Raw genomic sequence first — 20,441 nt, forward strand, 5'->3', positions numbered from 1 at the left:
CAGAACGCCTTGTCTGCGCATGTCGATTAAAGGTCGCGCCCTGAAGCTTATACGTTAGGTAAGCGCCTCTGCGGAGGCGCTTTTTTTACCCTTTACGCAGGCGACGCGCCAGCCATTTGCCGTGGCGCGGCCGCTGGCTCCAGGCGAGAGAGGAGATGGTGTGCATCACTGAAAGGTGTTCAAGGATGCGTTTCACGTGACGTTCCATAATCGTCACCGCGCCTTCCGGCTCGCCGCCCTGACTTTCCAGAATATTGCTCTCCTGGCCCGGTCCGTCATACTCCAGCCGTTGCTGGCAGCGCTGGAGCGCAATCTCACAGGATTGCAGATAGCGCTGCGCCAGATCCGGCGGCAGCATGGTGTGTTCCCGCGCCAGAATGGTCATGGCGTTGATATGCTCGACGATAAACTGACTGTGGGTCACCCAAAGTTTCATATCGTTCAGGTAGCGGGTATTAAACGCCGGTTCCTGCATAGCCTGATTCAACGAGTTGAACAGCGCATTGTGCGCCTGATTGACGGCGACCCGTTGCCAGGCGAGCTTCTGCGGTGACGGCTCGTTGCCTAACAGCATACGCAGCGCCTCTTGATCGGCCTCCAGCGCATCGTGAGCATTCTGGCGCAGCAGGCCGCTTTGCCACTGCGGCCACAGCCAGATCATGCCGCCGAAGGCGATGCAGCAGCCCATCAGCGTATCCATCAGGCGCGGCAGCAGGAACTGCGCGCCGTTTAACGCCAGCAGCTGCAACGAGTAAACGGCGGTGACGGTAAAGCCGATGGTCGCCCAGCCGTAATATTTGCGAATAAACAGGTAGCTGATTAGGGTAATCGCCAACATCACCAGCAGTACGACCGATTCCGGCACCGAAAAGCGCAGGGTGGCGGCGGCGATGGCCAGCCCGGCCAGCGTACCGGCGGCGCGGTGCTGGATGCGCACGCGCGTGGCGCTGTAGCCGTTCTGACTGACGAACATGATAGTCATTAAAATCCACCACGGTTTCGGCACGTTAAAGGCGAGCGCTAAGGCGCTGCCGAACACCAGCATCACCGCAAAGCGCGCCGCGGTGCGCAGCGCGGCTGATTTTAGCGACAGATAGCTGCGCAGCGCCGCCAGCAGCGGCAGTCGACGTTGGCGATCCGCCATTAAATCGCGACGATAAAGCGGGCGCTGCGTGCGCAACACGCGCGCAATACGGCTGAAGTGGTAGTAGCAGAAATGGCCGACCGGATTTTCTGGATGTTGCCGGGCGATTTTTTCCAGCCCCAGCAGCGGCTTTTCCATGCTGAAACGTGACGGCAGGCGATGATAGAGCATGTCGTCCCCCAGCTCGCGCAGGCGCGCGGCGATGGTCTGCGCATTCCAGCGGATTACCGCTTCCGCATGGCTTCGCTCCACCAGCTTCTGCACCTCTTCCGGCTGATGCAGGCTGACGGCGATATGCTCCTGCAAATCGAGCGCTACCTGAAAGGCGCGCGTCAGGCGCTGGTGGCTATGGTCGCGGTTGGCCGCCAGCATATGCATCTGCTGATAACAGGTATTGATCAGATCGACCGCTTTTTGCTGGCGCGCCAGCAGCGGCGGCAGCGCCTTTTCAGGGTCGGAAAGCTGGGTCAGCAGGGTATATTTCGCTTCGCAGTAGTCGGCCAGCTCGCGATAAAGGAGGCTGAGGCTTTCACGCAGCGGCTGTTCTTTCCACAGGCGGAACCAGAACCAGTTGAACAGGCCGTACCAGAAGGTGCCGCCGATATAGAGCAGCGGCGGCGCCCAAAGGGGCATACGTCCTACCAGTCCGAGGGTAAAAATCGCGGCGATCAGCGAGGCGGGCAAAAGACGCGCGTGCAGCGGGCCGATTTCACCGGTGACTCCCAGCAGCAGCGCCATGACGAACAGCGTGGCGGGCAGCGGCACCTGTTGCAGCGAGAGCCACTGAACGAGAAGGCTGCTGAGCGCGAACAGCGAACCGCCGACGATCAGCCGCTTAAAGAAGCGTTTATGCGGCGTATCCAGACCGGCGATGTTGCAGCAGGCGGGCACCAGCGAAAACAGCAATCCTTTTTGCAAATCCCCCAGCAGCCAGCCGACGGCCACCGGTAAACAGAGCACCAGCGTCTGACGCAGTGCGTAGTTCACTTCAGGATGGTAGATAATTCTCCGCCACATCGCCACATCGCCACATCACAAAAATAAACACGGCGTGATGCGGGGGCATCACGCCGTGCGTTTAAATAAGCTTAACGTGTGCCGTAGACGACAATCGTTTTACCGTGAGCGGAGATCAGGTTTTGATCTTCCAGCATTTTCAAAATACGACCGACCGTTTCACGCGAACAGCCAACGATCTGGCCGATTTCCTGACGGGTGATTTTGATCTGCATCCCGTCGGGGTGGGTCATGGCGTCAGGCTGTTTTGCCAGGTTGAGCAGCGTCTGCGCGATGCGGCCCGTAACGTCCAGGAAAGCTAAATTGCCCACTTTCTCTGACGTAACCTGCAGGCGACGTGCCATCTGAGCGGAGAGACGCATCAGAATATCAGGGTTCACCTGAATCAACTGACGGAACTTCTTATAAGAAATTTCAGCCACTTCACAGGCGGTTTTCGCCCGCACCCATGCGCTGCGCTCCTGGCCTTCTTCGAACAGGCCAAGCTCGCCAATGAAATCACCCTGGTTGAGGTAGGAGAGGATCATCTCTTTGCCTTCTTCATCCTTAATCAGCACCGCGACCGCACCTTTTACGATGTAATAGAGCGTTTCGGCCTTTTCACCCTGGTGAATCAATGTGCTTTTCGATGGATACTTATGAATATGGCAATGTGACAGGAACCATTCGAGAGTAGGGTCTGTTTGCGGTTTGCCGAGAACCATTCGCTGTTATCCTCTGTTGTAATCGTGCCCTAAATACAGGGGGCAGTTTTCCCTGTCAGGCGTTAAAATCTTCTGGCGTTTCCTGCTGGAAATTTATTCGGGAAAATTTGGCGCGCCCAGGCGTGAAAGAGTCCCGTATTCGTTTCTTAGAACGAAAATATTACAGCTTTGTTTGTAGCACAGCTTTATCTTACTGTCTCCTGTTGTCTCGCTTCAGCTTGAGGTGAATCGGACAATTGCCGTTTAGTCATTGAAAGCGTAGGCTGGCAATGAGCTGAATTATCCGGAGAACGGTGAATATGCAGGCACGCGTAAAATGGGTAGAAGGGCTGACCTTTATGGGCGAGTCCGCCTCTGGCCATCAGATTCTGATGGATGGCAATTCCGGCGATAAATCGCCAAGTCCAATGGAGATGATTTTGCTGGCGGCCGGCGGTTGCAGCGCCGTCGATGTTGTCTCTATTTTGCAAAAGGGGCGTCACGCGGTAAGCGACTGCGAGGTCAGATTGACTTCGGAGCGCGCCGAGGAGGAGCCGCGCGTTTTTACCCATATCAACCTGCATTTTATCGTCAGCGGCAGCGGCCTGAGCGATAAGGCGGTAGCGCGCGCTGTCACACTCTCCGCCGAAAAGTATTGCACCGTAGCGATGATGCTGGGCAAAAGCGTCGCCATTACCCACAGCTATGAGCGAATCGAAACGCCCTGACAGGGTCAGTTAAACGATCTCTTTCCCTTCGATCAGCCGTTTCACCAGCGGCAGCATAATCAGCTCCATCGCCAGCCCCATTTTGCCGCCCGGCACCACCAGCGTATTGATGTGCGAAATAAACGAGCCTTGCAACATCGCCAGCAGATAGGGGAAGTCGATATCCTCCAGCCCGCGGAAATGAATCACGACAAAACTTTCATCCAGCGAAGGAATGGCGCGCGCGGCAAACGGATTAGAGGTGTCCACCGTCGGTACGCGCTGGAAGTTGATATGGGTGCGCGAGAACTGCGGTGTGATGTAGTTGATGTAATCCTCCATCGAACGCACCACCGAATCCATCACCGCCTCGCGCGAATGGCCACGCTCGCTGGTGTCGCGCACCAGTTTCTGAATCCATTCGAGGTTGACGATCGGCACGACGCCGACCAGCAGATCGACCTTTTCCGCCACGTTGTGCTGCTGGGTCACGACGCCGCCGTGCAGCCCCTCATAAAACAGAATGTCCGTCGGCTCCGGCAGCGGCTGCCAGGGGGTAAAGGTACCGGGCACCTGGTTCCACGGCACCGCTTCATCGTAGGTATGCAGATATTTACGCGACTGGCCGCGGCCGCTTTCGCCATATTCGACGAAGGTCTGCTCCAGCAGGCCGAAATCGTTCGCTTCCGGGCCGAAGTAGCTGATATGACGTCCTGAGTCGCGCGCTTTACGGATCGCCATATCCATTTCCGGCCGCGTATAGCGGTGAAAGCTGTCGCCTTCCAGCTCCGCGGCGTGCAGGTTCAGCTGCTGAAAAATTTTGCGAAAGGCAAGGCTGGTAGTGGTGGTTCCCGCTCCGCTGGAGCCGGTCACCGCAATAATCGGATGTCTGGCTGACATAGACACTCTCTGGGTTAAATCGGGCAATGAGCATTGTTATCACGTTTAGCCCGGAAGTGTCATCACCGCACGCGCGGCGCAGAAAGCGAATAGTGTGATGCGGCGCACAGCGCTGAGATGCCGATGCTTAGCCGCGGAACTGTCCGCGCGGCATAATGTTCACCGTTTCATGCAGTTCCGACCAGACCAGCACCGCTTCGCCGCTTTTTATCTGGCGACGAACATCTTCTACCTTCTCCGCCAGCGAACGCTCCTGCTCGCCATAGTCGGTGCCTTCGCGCAGCACGAAGGCTTCAATCAGATTATCCAGCGTTTCCGGCGCCAGATCTTGCCAGGGAATCATCACAGCTTAGTTATCCAGATAAGGTGAAAGCCATTGGGGAATGCGCTGTTCCAGCCACATTTGCGGATGGCGCAGCGTACCGGCGACAAAACCAACGTGGCCGCCATGTTCTGTCAGTTGATATTCAATGTTAGCAGGTAACTGCGTCAGATCGGGGATCACCTCGTCAGTCATAAAGGGATCGTCTTTCGCATGAATAATGAGCAGCGGTTTACGCACGTTGGGCAACAGCGGCATAGCGCTGGCGCGGCGGTAGTAATCAACGGCGTCGATAAACCCGTGGGCGCGCGCGGTGATGGCGTCATCAAAATCGCGCAGCCGTTTTAGCGCGTTCAGCTGCGGCAGGTCTATCGGCAGCGTGCCGGGCCAGGCCTGCAGTTTGCGACGCGCGTTAAGCTTGAGCTGGCCCAGCAGGTAGCGCTGGTAGACGCGGGAGAAACCCTGCTCCAGCCTGGCGCTGCATGGCTCCAGCATCAGCGGCGCGGAGACCACCACGCCCGCATCCAGCAGGCAGACGTCGCCCTGTTCGCCCATCAGACAGGCGAGCATATTGCCGCCCAGCGAGACGCCGACCGCCGCCGTCGGCGCGTCGCCGAACGTGTCGCGCAGCCACTGTAAAAAGTAGCTGGCGTCGCCGGTTTCGCCGGAGTGGTAGATGCGGCCCATGCGGTTCGGCACGCCGCTACAGCCGCGAAAATGCATCACTACCCCCAGCCAGCCGCGCTGACGCCACGCCTGCAGCAGACCGTGCGCATAAGGGCTGTTGAAGTTGCCTTCCAGACCGTGAAACAGCACCACGCGCGGCTTATGGCGCGCCTGCGATGGATCTTCGCTCCAGGCGAGATCGAGGAAATCCCCGTCCGGCAGATCGAGACGCTGCCAGTGCGGCTTGAGGTGAATGCGACGGCGAAACAAGCGTGGCAACACCGTCTGCAAATGGGGATTATGCAGCCCTTTCATTGGGATAAAGGAATACTCACGTACGTGATTTAATTTCATCATCTAAGGCTTGTAGGATACCGGGCTCGCTGATAGCTTCGACAGGTTAGCAATTTTACAGGATGAGGGATATCCGCTACATGGAACTGAGTCTGTTTTTATCGATGTTGGGCTTTCTTTGGGTCGCCGCGATTACACCAGGCCCGAATAATATGTTACTGACCACCGCTGGCGCCAATTTTGGTTTTTTACGTTCCATGCCGCTAATGATCGGCATTATGCTCGGCATGCAGCTGATGCTGCTGCTGGTCGCCTTCGGCGTCGGCAGTCTGATCCTGCTGTATCCTTCTCTGCACCTGTTTCTGAAAATCGCCGGCAGCCTCTATCTGCTGTGGCTGGCGTGGAAAATCGCCACCGCCGCTTATGAAAAGTTGGAGATGGGCGACGCGCCCTCGCGCCCGATGCCGTTCTGGCAGGGCGGCATTTTGCAGCTGGTGAATCCGAAAGCCTGGCTGATGGCGTTGGGCGCTGTCGCCAGCTTTAGTCTGGCGGGCGAGGCCTATCGGGGATCGGTGGTGGCGATCAGCATCGGCATGGCGCTGGTCAACCTGGTCGCAGGGATTATCTGGCTGGGCTTCGGCACGTTGATTGGGCGCCTGCTACGTAGCCGCCGCGCCTGGAAAATTTTTAACCTTTCCATGGGTGCGCTGACGGCCGCCTGCGTTCTGTTAATCTGGCATTAATCAACTGGAGGCGCGCTCCACCAGTTTGCAGTTCAGCTGCTCATGCACATGGGGGGCGTGCGGATCTTTGATACGTTGCAGCAGTAGCTGCACGCTGCGCACCCCCAGTTGATGCATGGGCTGTTCCAGCGTGCTGAGCGGCGGCGACAGCATGGCGCTCCACGGCAGCCCGTCAAAGCCCAGCATGGCGATATCTTCCGGGATGCGCAGCTGGTGTTGACGGGCGCAGTGAATCGCGCCAACGGCCAACACGTCCGATACGGCGAACACCGCGTCAGGCCGCTGCCCACGCGCCAGCAGGCGCTCCATCGCCGCATAGCCCGCCTCGCACTCTACTTCGTTAGCATACTCTACGGCGGCCCACTTTACATTCCGCTCCGCCAGCGCCGCGCGATAGCCTTTCTCGCGCTGCTGCGCATAGAGATAGCGCGGATCGCCGTTAATCATGGCGATCCGCTGCCGTCCGCGCTGCGTCAGATGCGCGATCGCCTCGCGCGCCGCCTGCTGATTATCGATCGTAACGGAGGAGCCTTCGCTCTCTGGATTGCCTTCGGCGCACTGCACCCACGGTGAGTCACCGATCATCTGTCGCAGGCCGGGCAAATTGCTGACGGCGTCCATGGTGATCACGCCGTCGACGACTTTGCCGCTGAGCAGCGTCAAATAAGCGGATTCACGCTGGGTCTGAGAATCAGAATTGCATAATAAAATATGGTAGCCGTGCGCTTCCGCTTCCGCTTCAATGCCGCGCACCACGCGCGAGCAGAAGGGGTTAATGATATTGGACACCAGCACTAACAGCATACGGCTCCGCGACGTGCGCAGCTGACGCGCCAGCAAATTTGGCTGGTACTGAATGGCGGCGATGGCGGCCAGCACGCGGTCTCGGGTAGCCGGTCGAACGCCTTCATAGCCGTTCAGCACCCGCGAAACGGTTGCGGTCGATACACCAGCAAGACGGGCAACTTTCTCAATCGACATGGAAAATCCTCGGACAGATCAACGACAGACAGACTGAAAAACGTCGCTATATACATTGGCTGATTCAGGACCATTTATCATTCAATAAATTTTACTTTTGCCTATTTCAGATAAATATATCGATATATTTTCTAAGGTTTGTTTGCGATTAAACATAATTTTTAATTACTTCAGCATGCGGCTGCGCCTCAGTTACAACAGAGTCACTACGACAATAACAGCAGGCGGAGCGCAAAATGATGAGTACCACGCGGTTTTTAGCAATAGCAGCCATTTTATTGCTGCTGATGGAACAGGCGAGCGCCGTTGAGGTCACCGTCGCCTGGCAAACGTCCGCCGAGCCGGCGAAAATCGCTCAGGCGGAGAACACCTTCGCCAAAGAGAGCGGCGCCCAGGTTGACTGGCGCAAGTTTGACAGCGGCTCCAGTGTAGTACGCGCGCTGGCCTCCGGGGATGTGCAGATCGGCAATATTGGATCGAGCCCGCTGGCGGTCGCCGCCAGTCAACAACTACCTATCGAAGTTTTCCTGCTTGCCTCGCAACTTGGCAGCTCAGAAGCGCTGGTGGTGAACAAAAAAATCACCTCGCCGCAGGATCTGATCGGCAAACGCATCGCGGTGCCGTTTATCTCCACCACTCACTATAGCTTGCTGGCTGCGCTGAAGCACTGGGGCATCAAGCCCAATCAACTGCAAATCATCAATCTGCAGCCGCCGGCGATTATCGCCGCCTGGCAACGCGGGGAGATTGACGGTGCTTACGTTTGGGCGCCGGCGGTAAATGAACTGGCGAAAACCGGCGCCGTGCTGACCGATTCGGCGCAGGTGGGCAAATGGGGCGCGCCGACGCTGGATGTCTGGGTCGTGCGTAAGGATTTCGCCGCGCAGCACCCGGAGATTGTCACTGCTTTCGCCCGCAGCACGCTGGCGGCGCAGCAGGACTATCTTGCGCAGCCGCAACAGTGGCTGCAGCAGCGGCAACATCTGGAGACGCTTTCTCGGTTCAGCGGCGCGCCGGTGGATCAGGTGCCAGAGCTGGTTGAAGGCAATACCTACCTGAACGTTGACCAACAGATCGCGCAGCTTGGCCAGCCGGTAAGCAAGGCGATTAGCGATACCGCCCAGTTCCTGAAAGAGCAGGGCAAAGTCGCGCAGGTGGCGCCGGATTACCGGGGTTACGTCACTGACCGCTTTGTTCGTCCCCTGGCGAAACAGTAAAAGAGGTGATCCATGCTGGCCATTTCACATCTTAGCGCACGCTACCACGGACAGATCGCGCTGCATGACATCAACCTGGCGCTGAACGCTGGCGAACTGACGGTGGTGTTGGGTCCTTCCGGCTGCGGCAAGACCACGCTGCTGAATTTGATCGCCGGTTTTCTGCCGGTGGAAGAGGGACAGATTACGCTGGCGGGCAAGAAGATAACCGGGCCGGGCGCCGAGCGCGGCGTGGTGTTCCAGCATGAAGGGCTGCTGCCCTGGCGCAACGTGTTGGATAACGTTGCGTTCGGCCTGCAGCTGGCGGGCATGGACGCTGGAACACGTCGTCATATTGCGGAGAAGATGCTGAAGAAGGTGGGGCTGGAAGGCACCGGCAAACGGTTTATCTGGCAGCTTTCCGGCGGCATGCGTCAGCGCGTCGGCATCGCCCGGGCGCTGGCCGCCGATCCGGCGCTGCTGCTGCTGGACGAGCCTTTCGGCGCGCTGGACGCCTTTACCCGCGAGCAGATGCAGGAGCTGCTGCTGCGGCTATGGCGTGACAGCGGCAAGCAGATCCTGTTGATCACCCACGATATCGAAGAGGCGGTGTTCCTCGCCAGCGAGCTGATTCTGCTGACGCCGGGGCCGGGCCGCGTCAGCGAGCGGCTGTCGCTGGACTTTGGGCGCCGATTCGCCGCCGGCGAGTCGTGCCGCGCAATCAAATCCGATCCTCTTTTTATCGCCCGACGCGAGTACGTGCTCAGCCGGGTCTTCCAACAGCGCGAGGCGTTCTCATGAGCATTCAGGCCATCGATAAACGGGAAAAGCCGCGCTCACGCTGGCGCTGGCCCTTCTCTCACCGGCTGACGCTTAGCCTGATGACTTTGCTGGCGGTGCTGGCGCTGTGGTGGCTGGTAACGGCGCTACAGTTGATTGCGCCGCTGTTTCTGCCGCCGCCGCAGCAGGTGCTGCGTCAGCTGCTGACCATCGCCAGCGCGCAGGGCTTTATGGACGCGACCCTGTGGCAGCACCTTGCCGCCAGCCTGGGCCGTATTCTGCTGGCGCTGCTGGTGGCGGTGGCGATCGGCGTGCCGACCGGGATTGCGATGGGATTAAGCAAAACGGCGCACGGGATCCTCGATCCGTTGATTGAGCTTTACCGACCGGTGCCGCCGCTCGCCTATTTGCCGCTGATGGTGATTTGGTTCGGCATCGGCGAAACCTCGAAGATCCTGCTGATTTATCTGGCGATTTTTGCCCCGGTAACGCTGTCCACGTTGCAGGGCGTGAAAAGCGCGCAGCAGGTGCGCCTGCGTGCGGCGCAGTCGCTGGGCGCCAGCCGCTGGCAGCTGCTGCGCTTCGTCATTCTGCCGGGCGCGCTGCCGGAGATTCTGACCGGCATACGCATCGGTCTCGGCGTCGGCTGGTCAACGCTGGTGGCGGCCGAACTGATCGCTGCCACGCGCGGACTCGGTTTTATGGTGCAGTCTGCCGGCGAGTTTCTCGCCACTGACGTGGTGCTGGCGGGCATTTTGGTGATTGCGTTAATCGCATTCGGTTTAGAACTGGGCCTGCGGACGTTACAGCGTCGGCTTACGCCCTGGCATGGAGAACAGCAATGAACGAACGTCTGACGATTACCGCGCTGGGCCCGCATATCGGCGCTCAGGTGGATAACCTCGATCTTACCCGTCCGCTCAGCGATGGGCAGTTTGAACAGCTCTGGCATGCGCTGATCCGCCATCAGGTGCTGTTTCTGCGCGATCAGCCGCTCACGCCGCAGCTGCAGCGGGCGCTGGCTGCGCGCTTCGGCGATCTGCATATTCACCCGGTTTATCCGCATGCGGAGGGCGTAGAGGAAATTATCGTGCTGGACACGCACAACGATAATCCGCCAGATAACGATAACTGGCACACCGATGTCACCTTTATCGCCACGCCGCCCGCCGGCGCGATTCTGGCGGCGAAGCAGGTGCCGGAGCAGGGCGGCGACACCCTGTGGGCCAGCGGCATCGCCGCGTTTGAGGCGCTGTCGCTGCCGCTGCGCTCACTGCTGAGCGGATTGAATGCGGAGCATGATTTCACCAAATCCTTCCCGGAATATAAGCATCGCGCCACGCCGGAAGATCATGCGCGCTGGCGTCAGGCGGCGGCCAACCATCCGCCGCTGCTGCATCCGGTGGTCCGCACGCATCCCATTAGCGGCAAGCAGGCGCTGTTTGTGAACGAGGGCTTTACCACGCGCATCGTCGACCTCGCGCCCAAAGAGAGCGATGCGCTGCTGGGCTTTCTGTTTGCCCATATTACTAAGCCGGAGTTTCAGGTGCGCTGGCGCTGGCGCGCTAACGATGTGGCTATCTGGGATAATCGGGTGACGCAGCATTACGCCAACGCCGACTACCTGCCGACGAGACGCATTATGCATCGCGCCACGGTGCTGGGCGATAAGCCTTTTTACCGCGCGTCCTGATCGTCGCGTCGCTTACGGCAGCGCATCAAACGGGGCTGGCTGGCCGGTCAGCCAGCCCTGAATATAATCTACGCCCAGACTTCCCAGCAGCGCTCTTTGCGCCTCGGTTTCCACATATTCCGCCACCACGGAGACGCCTTTTTCTCTGGCGATGTCGCAGATAGATTTGATAATAATACGATCAAGCTTGTCGTTGAGGCTGTTCTTCACAAACAGACCGTCAATTTTGATGATATCGGCGCTGAGGCGTTTAACGCGCTCATAGTTAGCGAAGCCGGTGCCGAAATCATCAATCGCAATGCGGAATCCCGCCTGACGCAGCGCTGCAATCGCCGCATCCGCCAGCGGGTTGTCCATTAGCGCCTGCGCTTCCGTTACCTCAAAAATCACCGTCTCCGTCGGCAGATCGAAACGGCGGAAGATCGCGACCAGTATCCTGGCGATACCCGGCTCGGTCAGAGTGGCGGGCAGCAGATTAATCGCCATGCAGGGTAGAGGGCATTTCGCCTGGCGGCGGCGGTGAATAAAAGCGGCGGTTTCTTCTACCACCAGCTTGTCAAACGCCACGCTGAGGTGAAATTCCGCTATCAGCGGCATAAAACGGTCGGGCATGATCAGGGCGTCATCGCTGCGCAGACGCGCCAGCACCTCGTAGTAGCGGCGCTCGCCCTGACAGGCGACGATCGGCTGCGCAAACAGGCTGATATCGCGCTGCGCCAGCGCCTGCTTAATTTTTTGCAGCAGCACAACCCGCTCGGTGAATTCCCCAATCAGATGGGCGTTATCGCTGTCCAGCAGCGTGACGCCGCCGCTGAGCAGCGACTGCTCCGCCAGATAGCTTAGCTGGGCGGCAAGATGGTAGAGGTTGGCCCCTTCAGCGGTGAACCGACCGGCGGCAAAGGCGTAATCGATGTCGATCGGCTGGTTGTGCCAAACAATTTGCCGCTTTTTCAGGCGCGCACGCAGCTGCGTCAGACGTTCGAGGAGATCGTCGCCTTGTAACAGCAGCATCAGGCCGTCGCCGGTAATTTGATAGACCCCTTCGCCTGCGCGTAGCTGAGTGGCGATCTCATCAATAATGCAGCGTTTGCTGTAAGTGTGCATCAACAGACCATAGTGACAGCCGAGCAGTTTCAGCTGGTGCAGATAGAGGTAGCAAAGGACGCCGCTCTGCTGCCGCTTAAGCTTTTTCGCCATGGCGCGCAGGTTAGGACGATGCACGATAGGATCGCTGAGCGACAGGCTGAGCGCAGTCTGTTGCAATCGTCGGCTGTGCCAGTAGCTGGCGGCGATATAGAGCAGACTGATGGTAAAGGCGATCAGCGCGGAAGATAAAAAGGTGACGGAGAAGATAGAGCCGATCGGCAACACGTCAAAATTGTAATGCATTAGCAGCAGGCAGCTTGCCGACCAAAGCCAGATGACCAGCTGCGACGTAAAACGCATTATCCCCCAGGTAAACAGTACGAATACCAGCGGCACCAGATAACTGGAGATGAACCAATAGTGAAAAGAAGAACAAAACAGCGCCAGCAGCAGGATAATCAGCCCCCACCACAGCAGCGCGCGCAGGCGGTTTCCTTTGGCGCTGAGGCTGCGCCAGCAGAGGCGGCAGAAGGTGCGGGCGTAGCGGGGATGAGCAAGCATTCGCAGTGGAAAGTAGAAAAAGATGGTGAACAGCACGGCAGAAAGCGCCAGATTTTGCAGGCGCAGCACGCTGAACATATTCCACTCTAAAGAGAAGTAGCCGTCGAGCGTTCCCGGCAGCGAGCCTACCGCGGGCGCAAACAGCGTTAGCAGCAGCAGGGTAAACAGCGGCGCCAGGGTATTAATCAGGCAAAGCCTGACGCCAATCCCCTGATGTCCGGGATTATAGCGCCACCGGCGGCCCAGCCATCGGCGCGCCAGCCAGCTGCAGACGAGAATCGGCGTCAGCAGCGCCAGCGTGAAGGCCAGCGCCGGCAGCGAGGCGGCGAAAAGAAGACGAAAGGTAATGAAAAAAGCCAGACAGAGCGGAGCCGTCGCCGCGCGGCCAAAGATATAGATGGCCGCGACCGCCAACCCGTAAGGAAGATAACAGAGGTAGACCTGCTGACCAGCGATAAAAAGCGTGGGTGATAAAAAATGGGCAAAAGGCGTGAGGAAAAGCAGCAGCAAAAAAGCCGTCAGGTTCTTTTGCAGCGGGCTGATGGAATGCTCTGACACGGCTTACCCTGGGGTTAAAAAACAGGCGGATTGATTCAGGACGCAATAGTAAAAACTATAAAGCAGCAGCACAAGGAAACAGAAAGTAAAAAAAGCATCAGGCTGTGGCGGCTTATCAAGAAATTGAAATGCAAAACGCATTGAGTTAGCGGAATGGAAATAAGTTGTTGGCGAGGGGTGTTGAAAAAGCCAGCAGCGTTGCGTAAAGGTTATCTAGGGTCGAAGAAAAAATACGGCGACGTCTTTTACTGACGCCGCCCAATGTCATCGCTTTTGCGGTCAGGCGGAGAGCATCGCTTCCAGCTGCTCCTGCGCATCAAGCCAGGCCATTTCACAATCTTCCAGCGCAGATTTTGCCGTCGCCTGCTGCTGCAATGCGGCGGTCAGATCCGCTTTACGGCTTTGATCGTAAATAGCGGCGTCGGCCAGCTTCGCTTCCGCCTCGGCCAGCTGAGCGTTAAGCTTCTCCATCTCTTTTTCCAGCTTTTCGATCTGCTTGCGCAGCGGCTGCGTTTGGGCGCGCAGCTCCGCATCGCGTCGCTTCTGATCTTTACGCGCCTGGGCGCTGTTGCCGTTATCCTGTTTCGGTTCGGCATCCTGCTGCGCCTGCTGTTTTTGCAGATCGCTGAGCCACTGCTGGTAGTCGTCCAGGTCGCCAGCGAACGCTTCAACCTTACCGTCATGCACCAAATAAAGATCGTCGGTGGTGGATCGCAGCAGATGACGATCGTGCGACACCACCACCAGCGCGCCTTCGAAATCGATCAGCGCTTCCGTTAACGCCTGGCGCATGTCGAGATCGAGGTGGTTAGTCGGTTCATCAAGCAGCAGCAGGTTCGGACGCTGCCAGACGATCAGCGCCAGTACCAGACGCGCTTTCTCGCCACCGGAGAAACGTTCGGTCGCCTCCGCTACCTTATCGCCCTGAAAGCCGAAACCGCCAAGGTAGTCGCGCAGCTGCTGTTCCGGCAGTTTCGGCGCCTGACGCGCCAGGTGCTGCAACGGCGATTCATCCGCGCGCAGAAACTCCAGCTGATGCTGTGCGAAATAGCCCAGCTGCACCCCTTTGGCGAGGCCGATTTCCCCTTTTTGCGGCGCCAGTTCGCCCGCCAGCAGCTTGATCAGCGTCGATTTGCCAGCGCCGTTGCGGCCCAGCAAACCGATGCGCGAGCCCGGCACCAGGTTCAGCTTGATCGAATCGAGAATCACACGATCGCCATAGCCCGCGGAGACCTTTTCCATATTCAGCAGCGGGTTCGGCAGGTTTTCCGGCGCGCGGAAGCTGAAGCTGAAGGGGTTATCGACGTGCGCTGGCGAGATCAGCTCCATGCGCTCCAGCATTTTGATGCGGCTCTGCGCCTGTTTAGCTTTGCTGGCCTTGGCGCGGAAGCGATCGATATAGCTTTGCAGGTGCGCCACTTTGCGCTGCTGTTGCTCAAACTGCGACTGCTGCTGGGAAAGCCTGGTGGCGCGCTGCTGCTCGAACGAGCTGTAGTTGCCGGTATATTCATACAGGCTTTGCTGCTCGATATGCAGGATTTTGTCCACAACCGGATCGAGAAAGTCGCGGTCGTGGGAGATCAGGATCAGCGTGCCGCTGTAGCTTTTCAGCCAGCGCTCCAGCCAGATAACGGCGTCGAGATCGAGGTGGTTGGTCGGTTCGTCGAGCAGCAACAGGTCGGAACGGCAGATCAGCGCCTGCGCCAGGTTCAAGCGCATGCGCCAGCCGCCGGAGAAGTCGCTGACCGGCCGCTGCAGCTGCTCCTGACTAAAGCCCAAACCGTGAAGCAGGCTGGCGGCGCGCGCCTGTATACTCCAGGCCTGAATCGCGTCCAGCTTGCCGTGCAGTAGCGCAATGGCGTTGCCGTCATTTTTTTCGTTAGCGCGCTGTAATTCGGACTCCAGCTGACGATATTCACGATCGCCGTCAATAACATACTCAATGGCGGCGACCGACAGCGCCGGGGTTTCCTGATTAACCCACGCCAGAGACCAGTTTCCTGGGAAGGTGACGCTGCCTGCATCGGCGCTGAGTTCATTTTTCAATAGCGCCAACAGCGTAGATTTACCACAGCCGTTTTTACCCACCAGTCCCACTTTCTGTCCTGGGTTGATGGTGGCGGTGGCGTTGTCCAGCAGTATGCGGGTGCCACGTCGGATCTGTAACGAGGAGAATACAATCATAAGCGCCGTATTGTCAGAATATGTTAATTTATTGTCATCATAATCAGTCAGGAATCACCGATTCCGTTATGTCGTGCATGGTAGCGGAAAACCCGCATCATGACGACGATTTGGAGGGGAGAGATGTCGCAGCCGCCTAAGGTTTTGCTGCTGTATGCCCATCCGGAATCACAAGATTCGATAGCCAATCGGGTCTTGCTGCAGCCGGCGCAGCAATTATCACACGTTACCGTACACGATCTGTACGCGCACTATCCTGATTTCTTTATCGATATTCACCATGAACAGCAGCTGCTGCGGGAGCATCAAATCATCGTTTTTCAGCATCCCCTTTATACCTATAGTTGCCCGGCGTTGCTGAAAGAGTGGCTGGATCGCGTGCTGTCGCGCGGCTTCGCCAGCGGCCCGGAAGGCAACGCGCTGGAAGGGAAATACTGGCGCAGCGTCGTTACGACCGGTGAGCCGGAGGCGGCCTATCATCAGGACGGGCTTAACCGCTACCCGATGACGGAAATCATGCGTCCCTTCGAGCTGACCGCACAGCTGTGCCGCATGCACTGGCTGGCGCCGATGGTGATCTACTGGGCGCGCCGTCAGCCGCCGGAGATGATGAAAACCTATGCGCAGGCTTACGGCGAGTGGCTTTCTTCCCCTTTGCCCTCAGGAGTCGCATAAATGGAAGGACAAACCTTACTGACGGCGGGCGTGGTTTATCTGTTCGCCGCGGTGGTGGCGGTGCCTATCGCCGCCCGCCTGGGTATCGGTGCGGTGTTGGGCTACCTGCTGGCGGGTATCGCCATCGGCCCGTGGGGACTGGGCTTTATCAGCGACGTCGATGAGATCCTGCACTTTTCGGAGCTCGGCGTGGTGTTCCTGATGTTCCTGATCGGCCTGGAGCTAAACCCCTCGAAGCTGTGGGCGCTGCGGCGATCGATCTTCGGCGTCGGCGCCGCGCAGGTGATCTTCAGCGCGGTGGTGCTGGCCGGGCTGTTGCTGCTGACCGACTTCTCCTGGCAGGCGGCGACCATTGGCGGCATTGGATTGGCGATGTCCTCTACGGCGATGGCCTTACAGCTGATGCGCGATAAAGGGATGAACCGCAGCGAAGCGGGTCAGCTCGGCTTTTCGGTGCTGTTGTTTCAGGATTTGGCGGTGATCCCGGCGCTGGCGCTGGTGCCGCTGCTGGCAGGCGCCGACAGCGGCCATACCGACTGGATGAAGATCGGCATGAAGGTGTTGGCGTTCGCGGGCATGCTGATTGGCGGACGGCTGCTGCTGCGGCCGATTTTCCGCTATATCGCCGCCTCCGGCGTGCGCGAAGTGTTTACCGCCGCCGCGCTGCTGCTGGTGTTGAGTTCAGCGCTGTTTATGGACGCGCTTGGACTGTCGATGGCGTTGGGCACGTTTATCGCGGGCATCCTGCTGGCGGAAAGTGAATATCGTCACGAGCTGGAAAGCGCAATCGAGCCGTTTAAAGGCTTGCTGCTCGGCCTGTTCTTTATCTCGGTTGGCATGGCGCTTAATTTAGGTGTGCTTTATACGCATCTGCTGGCGGTGCTGGCGGGCGTTCTGGTGCTGGTGGCGGTGAAAACGCTGGTGCTCTATCTGCTGGCGCGCATCTACGGCTTGCGCAGTTCGGAACGTTTACAGTTCGCTGGCGTGTTGAGTCAGGGCGGCGAATTCGCTTTCGTGCTGTTTTCCGCCGCGTCGTCCGCGCATCTGTTCCGTGGCGATCAATTGCCGCTGCTGTTGGTGACCGTTACGCTCTCTATGATGACCACGCCGCTGTTGATGCAGGGCGTGGATCGTATTCTGGTGCGCCGCTTTAACGAGCCGGACGAGCAGGCGGAAAAGCCTTGGGTGGATGACGATCAGCCGCAGGTGATCGTGGTCGGCTTTGGCCGCTTCGGTCAGGTGATTGGCCGTCTGCTGATGGCTAACAAAAAGCGCATCACGGTGCTGGAACGGGATATCAGCGCCGTAAGCCTGATGCGGAAATATGGTTATAAAGTATACTATGGAGATGCGACGGAGCTGGAGCTGCTGCGCGCCGCTGGCGCCGCCAGCGCGCAGTCTATCGTGATCACCTGCAACGACCCGGAAGACACGATGAATATCGTGCACCTTTGTCAGCATCACTTCCCTCATCTGCAAATTCTGGCGCGCGCACGCGGACGCGTCGAGGCGCATGAGCTACTGCAGGCGGGGGTAACACAGTTCTCGCGTGAAACCTTTTCCAGCGCGCTGGAGCTGGGCCGCAAAACGCTGATGAGTCTGGGAATGCACCCGCATCAGGCGCACCGCGCGCAGCTGCATTTCCGTCGGCTTGATATGCGTATGCTGCGCGAGCTGATGCCGAACCATACGGACAATGCGCAAATCTCCCGCGTGCGTGAGGCGCGCCGCGAGCTGGAAGATATTTTCCATCGCGAGATGCAGCAGGAAAAACATCAGTTTGACGGCTGGGACGGATCGGAATGAGTCGCGTCGCTCAGGCTGGCAGAGAGCAACTACAGGAAAGAACAATGCGTAAACGTTTTATTGCCGGTGCGGCCTGTCCGCACTGCCAGGAAAAAGACACGCTGGCGATGTGGCGTGAAAATAATGTCGATGTCGTGGAGTGCGTGAAGTGCGGCCATCAGATGCGCGAAGCGGATAAGGAAGTGCGTGATGAACTGCGCAAGCAGGAGCAAGTTATCGGGATTTTTCACCCGGAGTAGCGGAACAGCGCAGCTTTTTTTAAGCTTACCCTTACAGCGGCACTGAATTCCGTTACAATCTGCATCGTTAACATTGCCTGCGCGTCTTGCCGCTACGGCACGCAAAGGGTCAGCATCTGGATCTTTCTGGTTGGTGTTATTGCACGCGAAAATAGACCAATGAGTCGGGATCAAAGCTCTCAACGGTTAGGAGATATCATGAAAGTAGCAAAAGACCTGGTGGTCAGCCTGGCTTACCAGGTACGTACAGAAGACGGTGTGTTGGTCGACGAGTCTCCGGTGAGCGCGCCGTTGGACTATCTGCACGGTCATGGTTCCCTGATTTCTGGTCTGGAAAAAGCTCTGGAAGATCATGAAGTCGGCGACAAATTTGATGTGCATATCGCCGCGAATGACGCCTACGGCCAGTATGATGACAACCTGGTGCAGCGCGTACCGAAGGATGTCTTCATGGGCGTGGACGAACTGCAGGTCGGCATGCGTTTTCTGGCGGAAACCGATCAGGGTCCGGTGCCGGTAGAAATCACTGAAGTGGAAGACGATCACGTTGTGGTTGACGGCAATCATATGCTGGCTGGCCAGAACCTGAACTTCCACGTAGAAGTCGTTGCTATCCGCGAAGCGACGCCGGAAGAACTGGCTCATGGCCACGTTCACGGCGAGCATGACCATCACCACGATCACGACCATGGCCACAGCCACGGTCAGGGTGGTTGCGGCAACGGCGGCTGCGGCTGCCACTAAGGCGCTCTGCGCGACGCAAAGCAAAAAAGCATCGGCCAGGCCGGTGCTTTTTTATTAGGCTGGCGCCGACGACAATCAGTAGTGCGGCGGCGGCGTCTCTTCCGACGGATGCGCCATTAGCGACGGCGCTGCGGCCTTCAGCTTATCGATCAGCAGACGGATCTGCTCACGCATTTTGGCCATTTCCATTTCATGCTGAATGACCGTCTGATTAAGCTCTTCAATCGTCTGTTCCTGAAAAGCGAGCTTGCTTTCCAACAGCTCTAACTGTTGCTCAACGCTATTTTGCTGCATAGCCGTTCCTCCTGTTGCGCGTGACCAGATTGCGGTCCGTATAAGAAAAAACCACTTGCCTTCACGCTTAAGTGACCCGATTTTGCCCGCGAAGGTTGAAAAAGCACAGTCTTATCGTCATATCAGTTGAAACTTCCCGACATAAAAAGGATGGGAAGTGGTCTTAAGTTTGCCGGGCGGGCATGATAAGTTGTTCCGCACAGTTATAGTACAGGCCGTATGGTCTGCAACGATTGCCGGGGTGAGAGGCTTCGGTTTTGGAGATAATGGATGAAATCACTGTTTAAAATTACAATGTTAGCCGCCACCATGGCCGCCGCACTCAATGCACCGCTGGCATTGGCAGCAGACTCCGCACCGGCTCAACAGGCTGCACCTCAGGCTCCTAAAAATGCCGCTTTTAAAGATGAAAATCAGCAGTCCGCCTATGCGCTGGGCGCTTCGCTGGGCCGCTATATGGAAAACTCGCTGAAAGAGCAGGAGAAGCTGGGCATTCAGCTGGATAAAGCGCAGCTTATCGCTGGCGTTCAGGATGCGTTTGCGGGCAAAAGCAAACTTTCCGATCAGGAGATCGAGCAGACCCTGCAATCTTTTGAAGGCCGCGTGAAAGGCGCCGCTCAGGCGAAAATGGAAAAAGACGCGAAAGAGAACGCCGACAAGGGCGAAGCTTACGCATCGAAATTCGCTAAGCAGAAAGGCGTGAAGAAAACGGAAAGCGGACTGCTGTATCAGGTAGAGAAAGAGGGCAGCGGCGACGCGCCGAAAGATAGCGACACCGTTGTGGTTAACTATAAAGGCACGCTGATCGACGGTTCTGAGTTCGATAACTCCTACACCCGCGGCGAACCGCTCTCCTTCCGTCTGGACGGCGTGATCCCCGGCTGGACCGAAGGCCTGAAGCACGTCAAGAAAGGCGGCAAAATCAAGCTGGTGATCCCGCCGCAGCTGGCCTACGGCAAAAACGGCGTGCCGGGCATTCCGCCGAACTCTACGCTGGTGTTTGACGTCGAGCTGTTGGATATCAAGCCAGCGCCGAAAGCAGACGAAAAAACCCAGGCGCCGGTCGCAGACGACAAGAGCGCGCAGTAAGATTTCCGCCGCCGCGTTTACGCGGCGGTTTCTCTTTGCATGACGGTCGGCCCTCGACGGGACAAAAATCTGGCATAAG

The 20,441-nt window shown here is 58.0% G+C and carries 20 protein-coding genes; 11 read left to right on the plus strand and 9 right to left on the minus strand.

Annotated features, from left to right (window positions below; translation table 11 throughout):
• Positions 1-85 precede the first annotated feature (85 nt).
• Positions 86-2,161: a YccS/YhfK family putative transporter gene (locus tag C2E16_RS01975; protein WP_038629727.1), complete on the minus strand. Its 2,076-nt coding sequence runs from the start codon at positions 2,159-2,161 to the stop codon at positions 86-88.
• A 71-nt stretch (positions 2,162-2,232) separates the two neighbouring features.
• Positions 2,233-2,865, minus strand: a complete 633-nt coding sequence (gene crp / locus C2E16_RS01980; RefSeq protein WP_013510795.1) for a cAMP-activated global transcriptional regulator CRP — start codon at positions 2,863-2,865, stop codon at positions 2,233-2,235.
• Between the two features lie 299 nt (positions 2,866-3,164).
• Here crp and C2E16_RS01985 point away from each other — a divergent pair, with 299 nt between their 5' ends.
• The gene (locus tag C2E16_RS01985; RefSeq protein WP_038629728.1) at positions 3,165-3,572 is read left to right on the plus strand and encodes an OsmC family protein; all 408 of its coding nucleotides are present in this window, start codon (positions 3,165-3,167) and stop codon (positions 3,570-3,572) included.
• A 9-nt stretch (positions 3,573-3,581) separates the two neighbouring features.
• On the opposite strand, the gene C2E16_RS01990 is transcribed toward C2E16_RS01985, so the two are convergent.
• The 3 genes from C2E16_RS01990 to C2E16_RS02000 form a co-directional block, all read right to left on the minus strand.
• Positions 3,582-4,451, minus strand: a complete 870-nt coding sequence (locus C2E16_RS01990; protein WP_038629729.1) for a phosphoribulokinase — start codon at positions 4,449-4,451, stop codon at positions 3,582-3,584.
• Positions 4,452-4,578: 127 nt separating this feature from the next.
• Entirely contained in the window at positions 4,579-4,797 is a 219-nt protein-coding gene (locus C2E16_RS01995; RefSeq protein ID WP_038629730.1) for a YheU family protein, read from the minus strand.
• Between the two features lie 3 nt (positions 4,798-4,800).
• Positions 4,801-5,793, minus strand: a complete 993-nt coding sequence (locus C2E16_RS02000) for a hydrolase (RefSeq protein ID WP_084970195.1) — start codon at positions 5,791-5,793, stop codon at positions 4,801-4,803.
• An 80-nt stretch (positions 5,794-5,873) separates the two neighbouring features.
• Here C2E16_RS02000 and C2E16_RS02005 point away from each other — a divergent pair, with 80 nt between their 5' ends.
• On the plus strand, positions 5,874-6,476 hold the full coding sequence (locus C2E16_RS02005) for a LysE family translocator (protein ID WP_038629732.1): 603 nt from the start codon (positions 5,874-5,876) through the stop codon (positions 6,474-6,476).
• Here the strand turns inward: C2E16_RS02005 and C2E16_RS02010 are convergent, their stop codons facing one another.
• A complete protein-coding gene (locus C2E16_RS02010; protein ID WP_038629733.1) occupies positions 6,477-7,457 on the minus strand; it encodes a LacI family DNA-binding transcriptional regulator in 981 nt (326 codons plus the stop codon).
• Between the two features lie 239 nt (positions 7,458-7,696).
• On the opposite strand from C2E16_RS02010, the gene tauA reads away from it, so the two are divergent.
• Genes tauA through tauD form a run of 4 tightly spaced genes read left to right on the plus strand, consistent with a single transcriptional unit; the run spans position 7,697 to position 11,126 of the window.
• Positions 7,697-8,674 carry a taurine ABC transporter substrate-binding protein gene (tauA, locus tag C2E16_RS02015; RefSeq protein ID WP_071883755.1) on the plus strand — a complete coding sequence of 326 codons (978 nt, stop codon included), beginning with the start codon at positions 7,697-7,699 and terminating at the stop codon, positions 8,672-8,674.
• Between the two features lie 12 nt (positions 8,675-8,686).
• Positions 8,687-9,454 (plus strand): taurine ABC transporter ATP-binding subunit, encoded by a 768-nt coding sequence (tauB, locus tag C2E16_RS02020; protein ID WP_038629734.1) that lies wholly within the window; start codon positions 8,687-8,689, stop codon positions 9,452-9,454.
• The gene (tauC, locus tag C2E16_RS02025) at positions 9,451-10,278 is read left to right on the plus strand and encodes a taurine ABC transporter permease TauC (protein ID WP_038629735.1); all 828 of its coding nucleotides are present in this window, start codon (positions 9,451-9,453) and stop codon (positions 10,276-10,278) included. Before tauB ends, tauC begins: the two co-directional genes overlap by 4 nt.
• The gene (tauD, locus tag C2E16_RS02030) at positions 10,275-11,126 is read left to right on the plus strand and encodes a taurine dioxygenase (RefSeq protein WP_084970194.1); all 852 of its coding nucleotides are present in this window, start codon (positions 10,275-10,277) and stop codon (positions 11,124-11,126) included. The genes tauC and tauD overlap by 4 nt, the downstream gene beginning before the upstream one ends.
• Positions 11,127-11,138: 12 nt before the next feature.
• Here tauD and C2E16_RS02035 read toward each other — a convergent pair whose 3' ends face one another.
• Positions 11,139-13,331 carry a sensor domain-containing phosphodiesterase gene (locus C2E16_RS02035; protein ID WP_084970193.1) on the minus strand — a complete coding sequence of 731 codons (2,193 nt, stop codon included), beginning with the start codon at positions 13,329-13,331 and terminating at the stop codon, positions 11,139-11,141.
• Between the two features lie 279 nt (positions 13,332-13,610).
• A complete protein-coding gene (locus tag C2E16_RS02040; protein ID WP_084970192.1) occupies positions 13,611-15,515 on the minus strand; it encodes an ABC transporter ATP-binding protein in 1,905 nt (634 codons plus the stop codon).
• Positions 15,516-15,638: 123 nt separating this feature from the next.
• On the opposite strand from C2E16_RS02040, the gene kefG reads away from it, so the two are divergent.
• The 4 genes from kefG to slyD all read left to right on the plus strand — a co-directional run bounded on the left by kefG (position 15,639) and on the right by slyD (position 18,979).
• Complete coding sequence (gene kefG / locus C2E16_RS02045; RefSeq protein ID WP_038629738.1) at positions 15,639-16,190, plus strand: glutathione-regulated potassium-efflux system ancillary protein KefG; 552 nt, start codon at positions 15,639-15,641, stop codon at positions 16,188-16,190.
• The gene (gene kefB, locus C2E16_RS02050; RefSeq protein WP_038629739.1) at positions 16,191-17,996 is read left to right on the plus strand and encodes a glutathione-regulated potassium-efflux system protein KefB; all 1,806 of its coding nucleotides are present in this window, start codon (positions 16,191-16,193) and stop codon (positions 17,994-17,996) included.
• 44 nt (positions 17,997-18,040) lie between these two features.
• Positions 18,041-18,235, plus strand: coding sequence for a YheV family putative zinc ribbon protein (locus tag C2E16_RS02055; RefSeq protein ID WP_038629740.1), 195 nt, complete (start codon positions 18,041-18,043; stop codon positions 18,233-18,235).
• 198 nt (positions 18,236-18,433) lie between these two features.
• Positions 18,434-18,979, plus strand: coding sequence for a peptidylprolyl isomerase (gene slyD, locus C2E16_RS02060; protein WP_038629741.1), 546 nt, complete (start codon positions 18,434-18,436; stop codon positions 18,977-18,979).
• A 75-nt stretch (positions 18,980-19,054) separates the two neighbouring features.
• Here slyD and C2E16_RS02065 read toward each other — a convergent pair whose 3' ends face one another.
• A complete protein-coding gene (locus tag C2E16_RS02065; protein ID WP_038629742.1) occupies positions 19,055-19,273 on the minus strand; it encodes a SlyX family protein in 219 nt (72 codons plus the stop codon).
• 270 nt (positions 19,274-19,543) lie between these two features.
• Here C2E16_RS02065 and fkpA point away from each other — a divergent pair, with 270 nt between their 5' ends.
• Complete coding sequence (fkpA, locus tag C2E16_RS02070) at positions 19,544-20,362, plus strand: FKBP-type peptidyl-prolyl cis-trans isomerase (RefSeq protein ID WP_104951402.1); 819 nt, start codon at positions 19,544-19,546, stop codon at positions 20,360-20,362.
• Positions 20,363-20,441 lie beyond the last annotated feature (79 nt).

The sequence above is a fragment of the Mixta calida genome (genome assembly GCF_002953215.1).
Taxonomy (GTDB): domain Bacteria; phylum Pseudomonadota; class Gammaproteobacteria; order Enterobacterales; family Enterobacteriaceae; genus Mixta; species Mixta calida.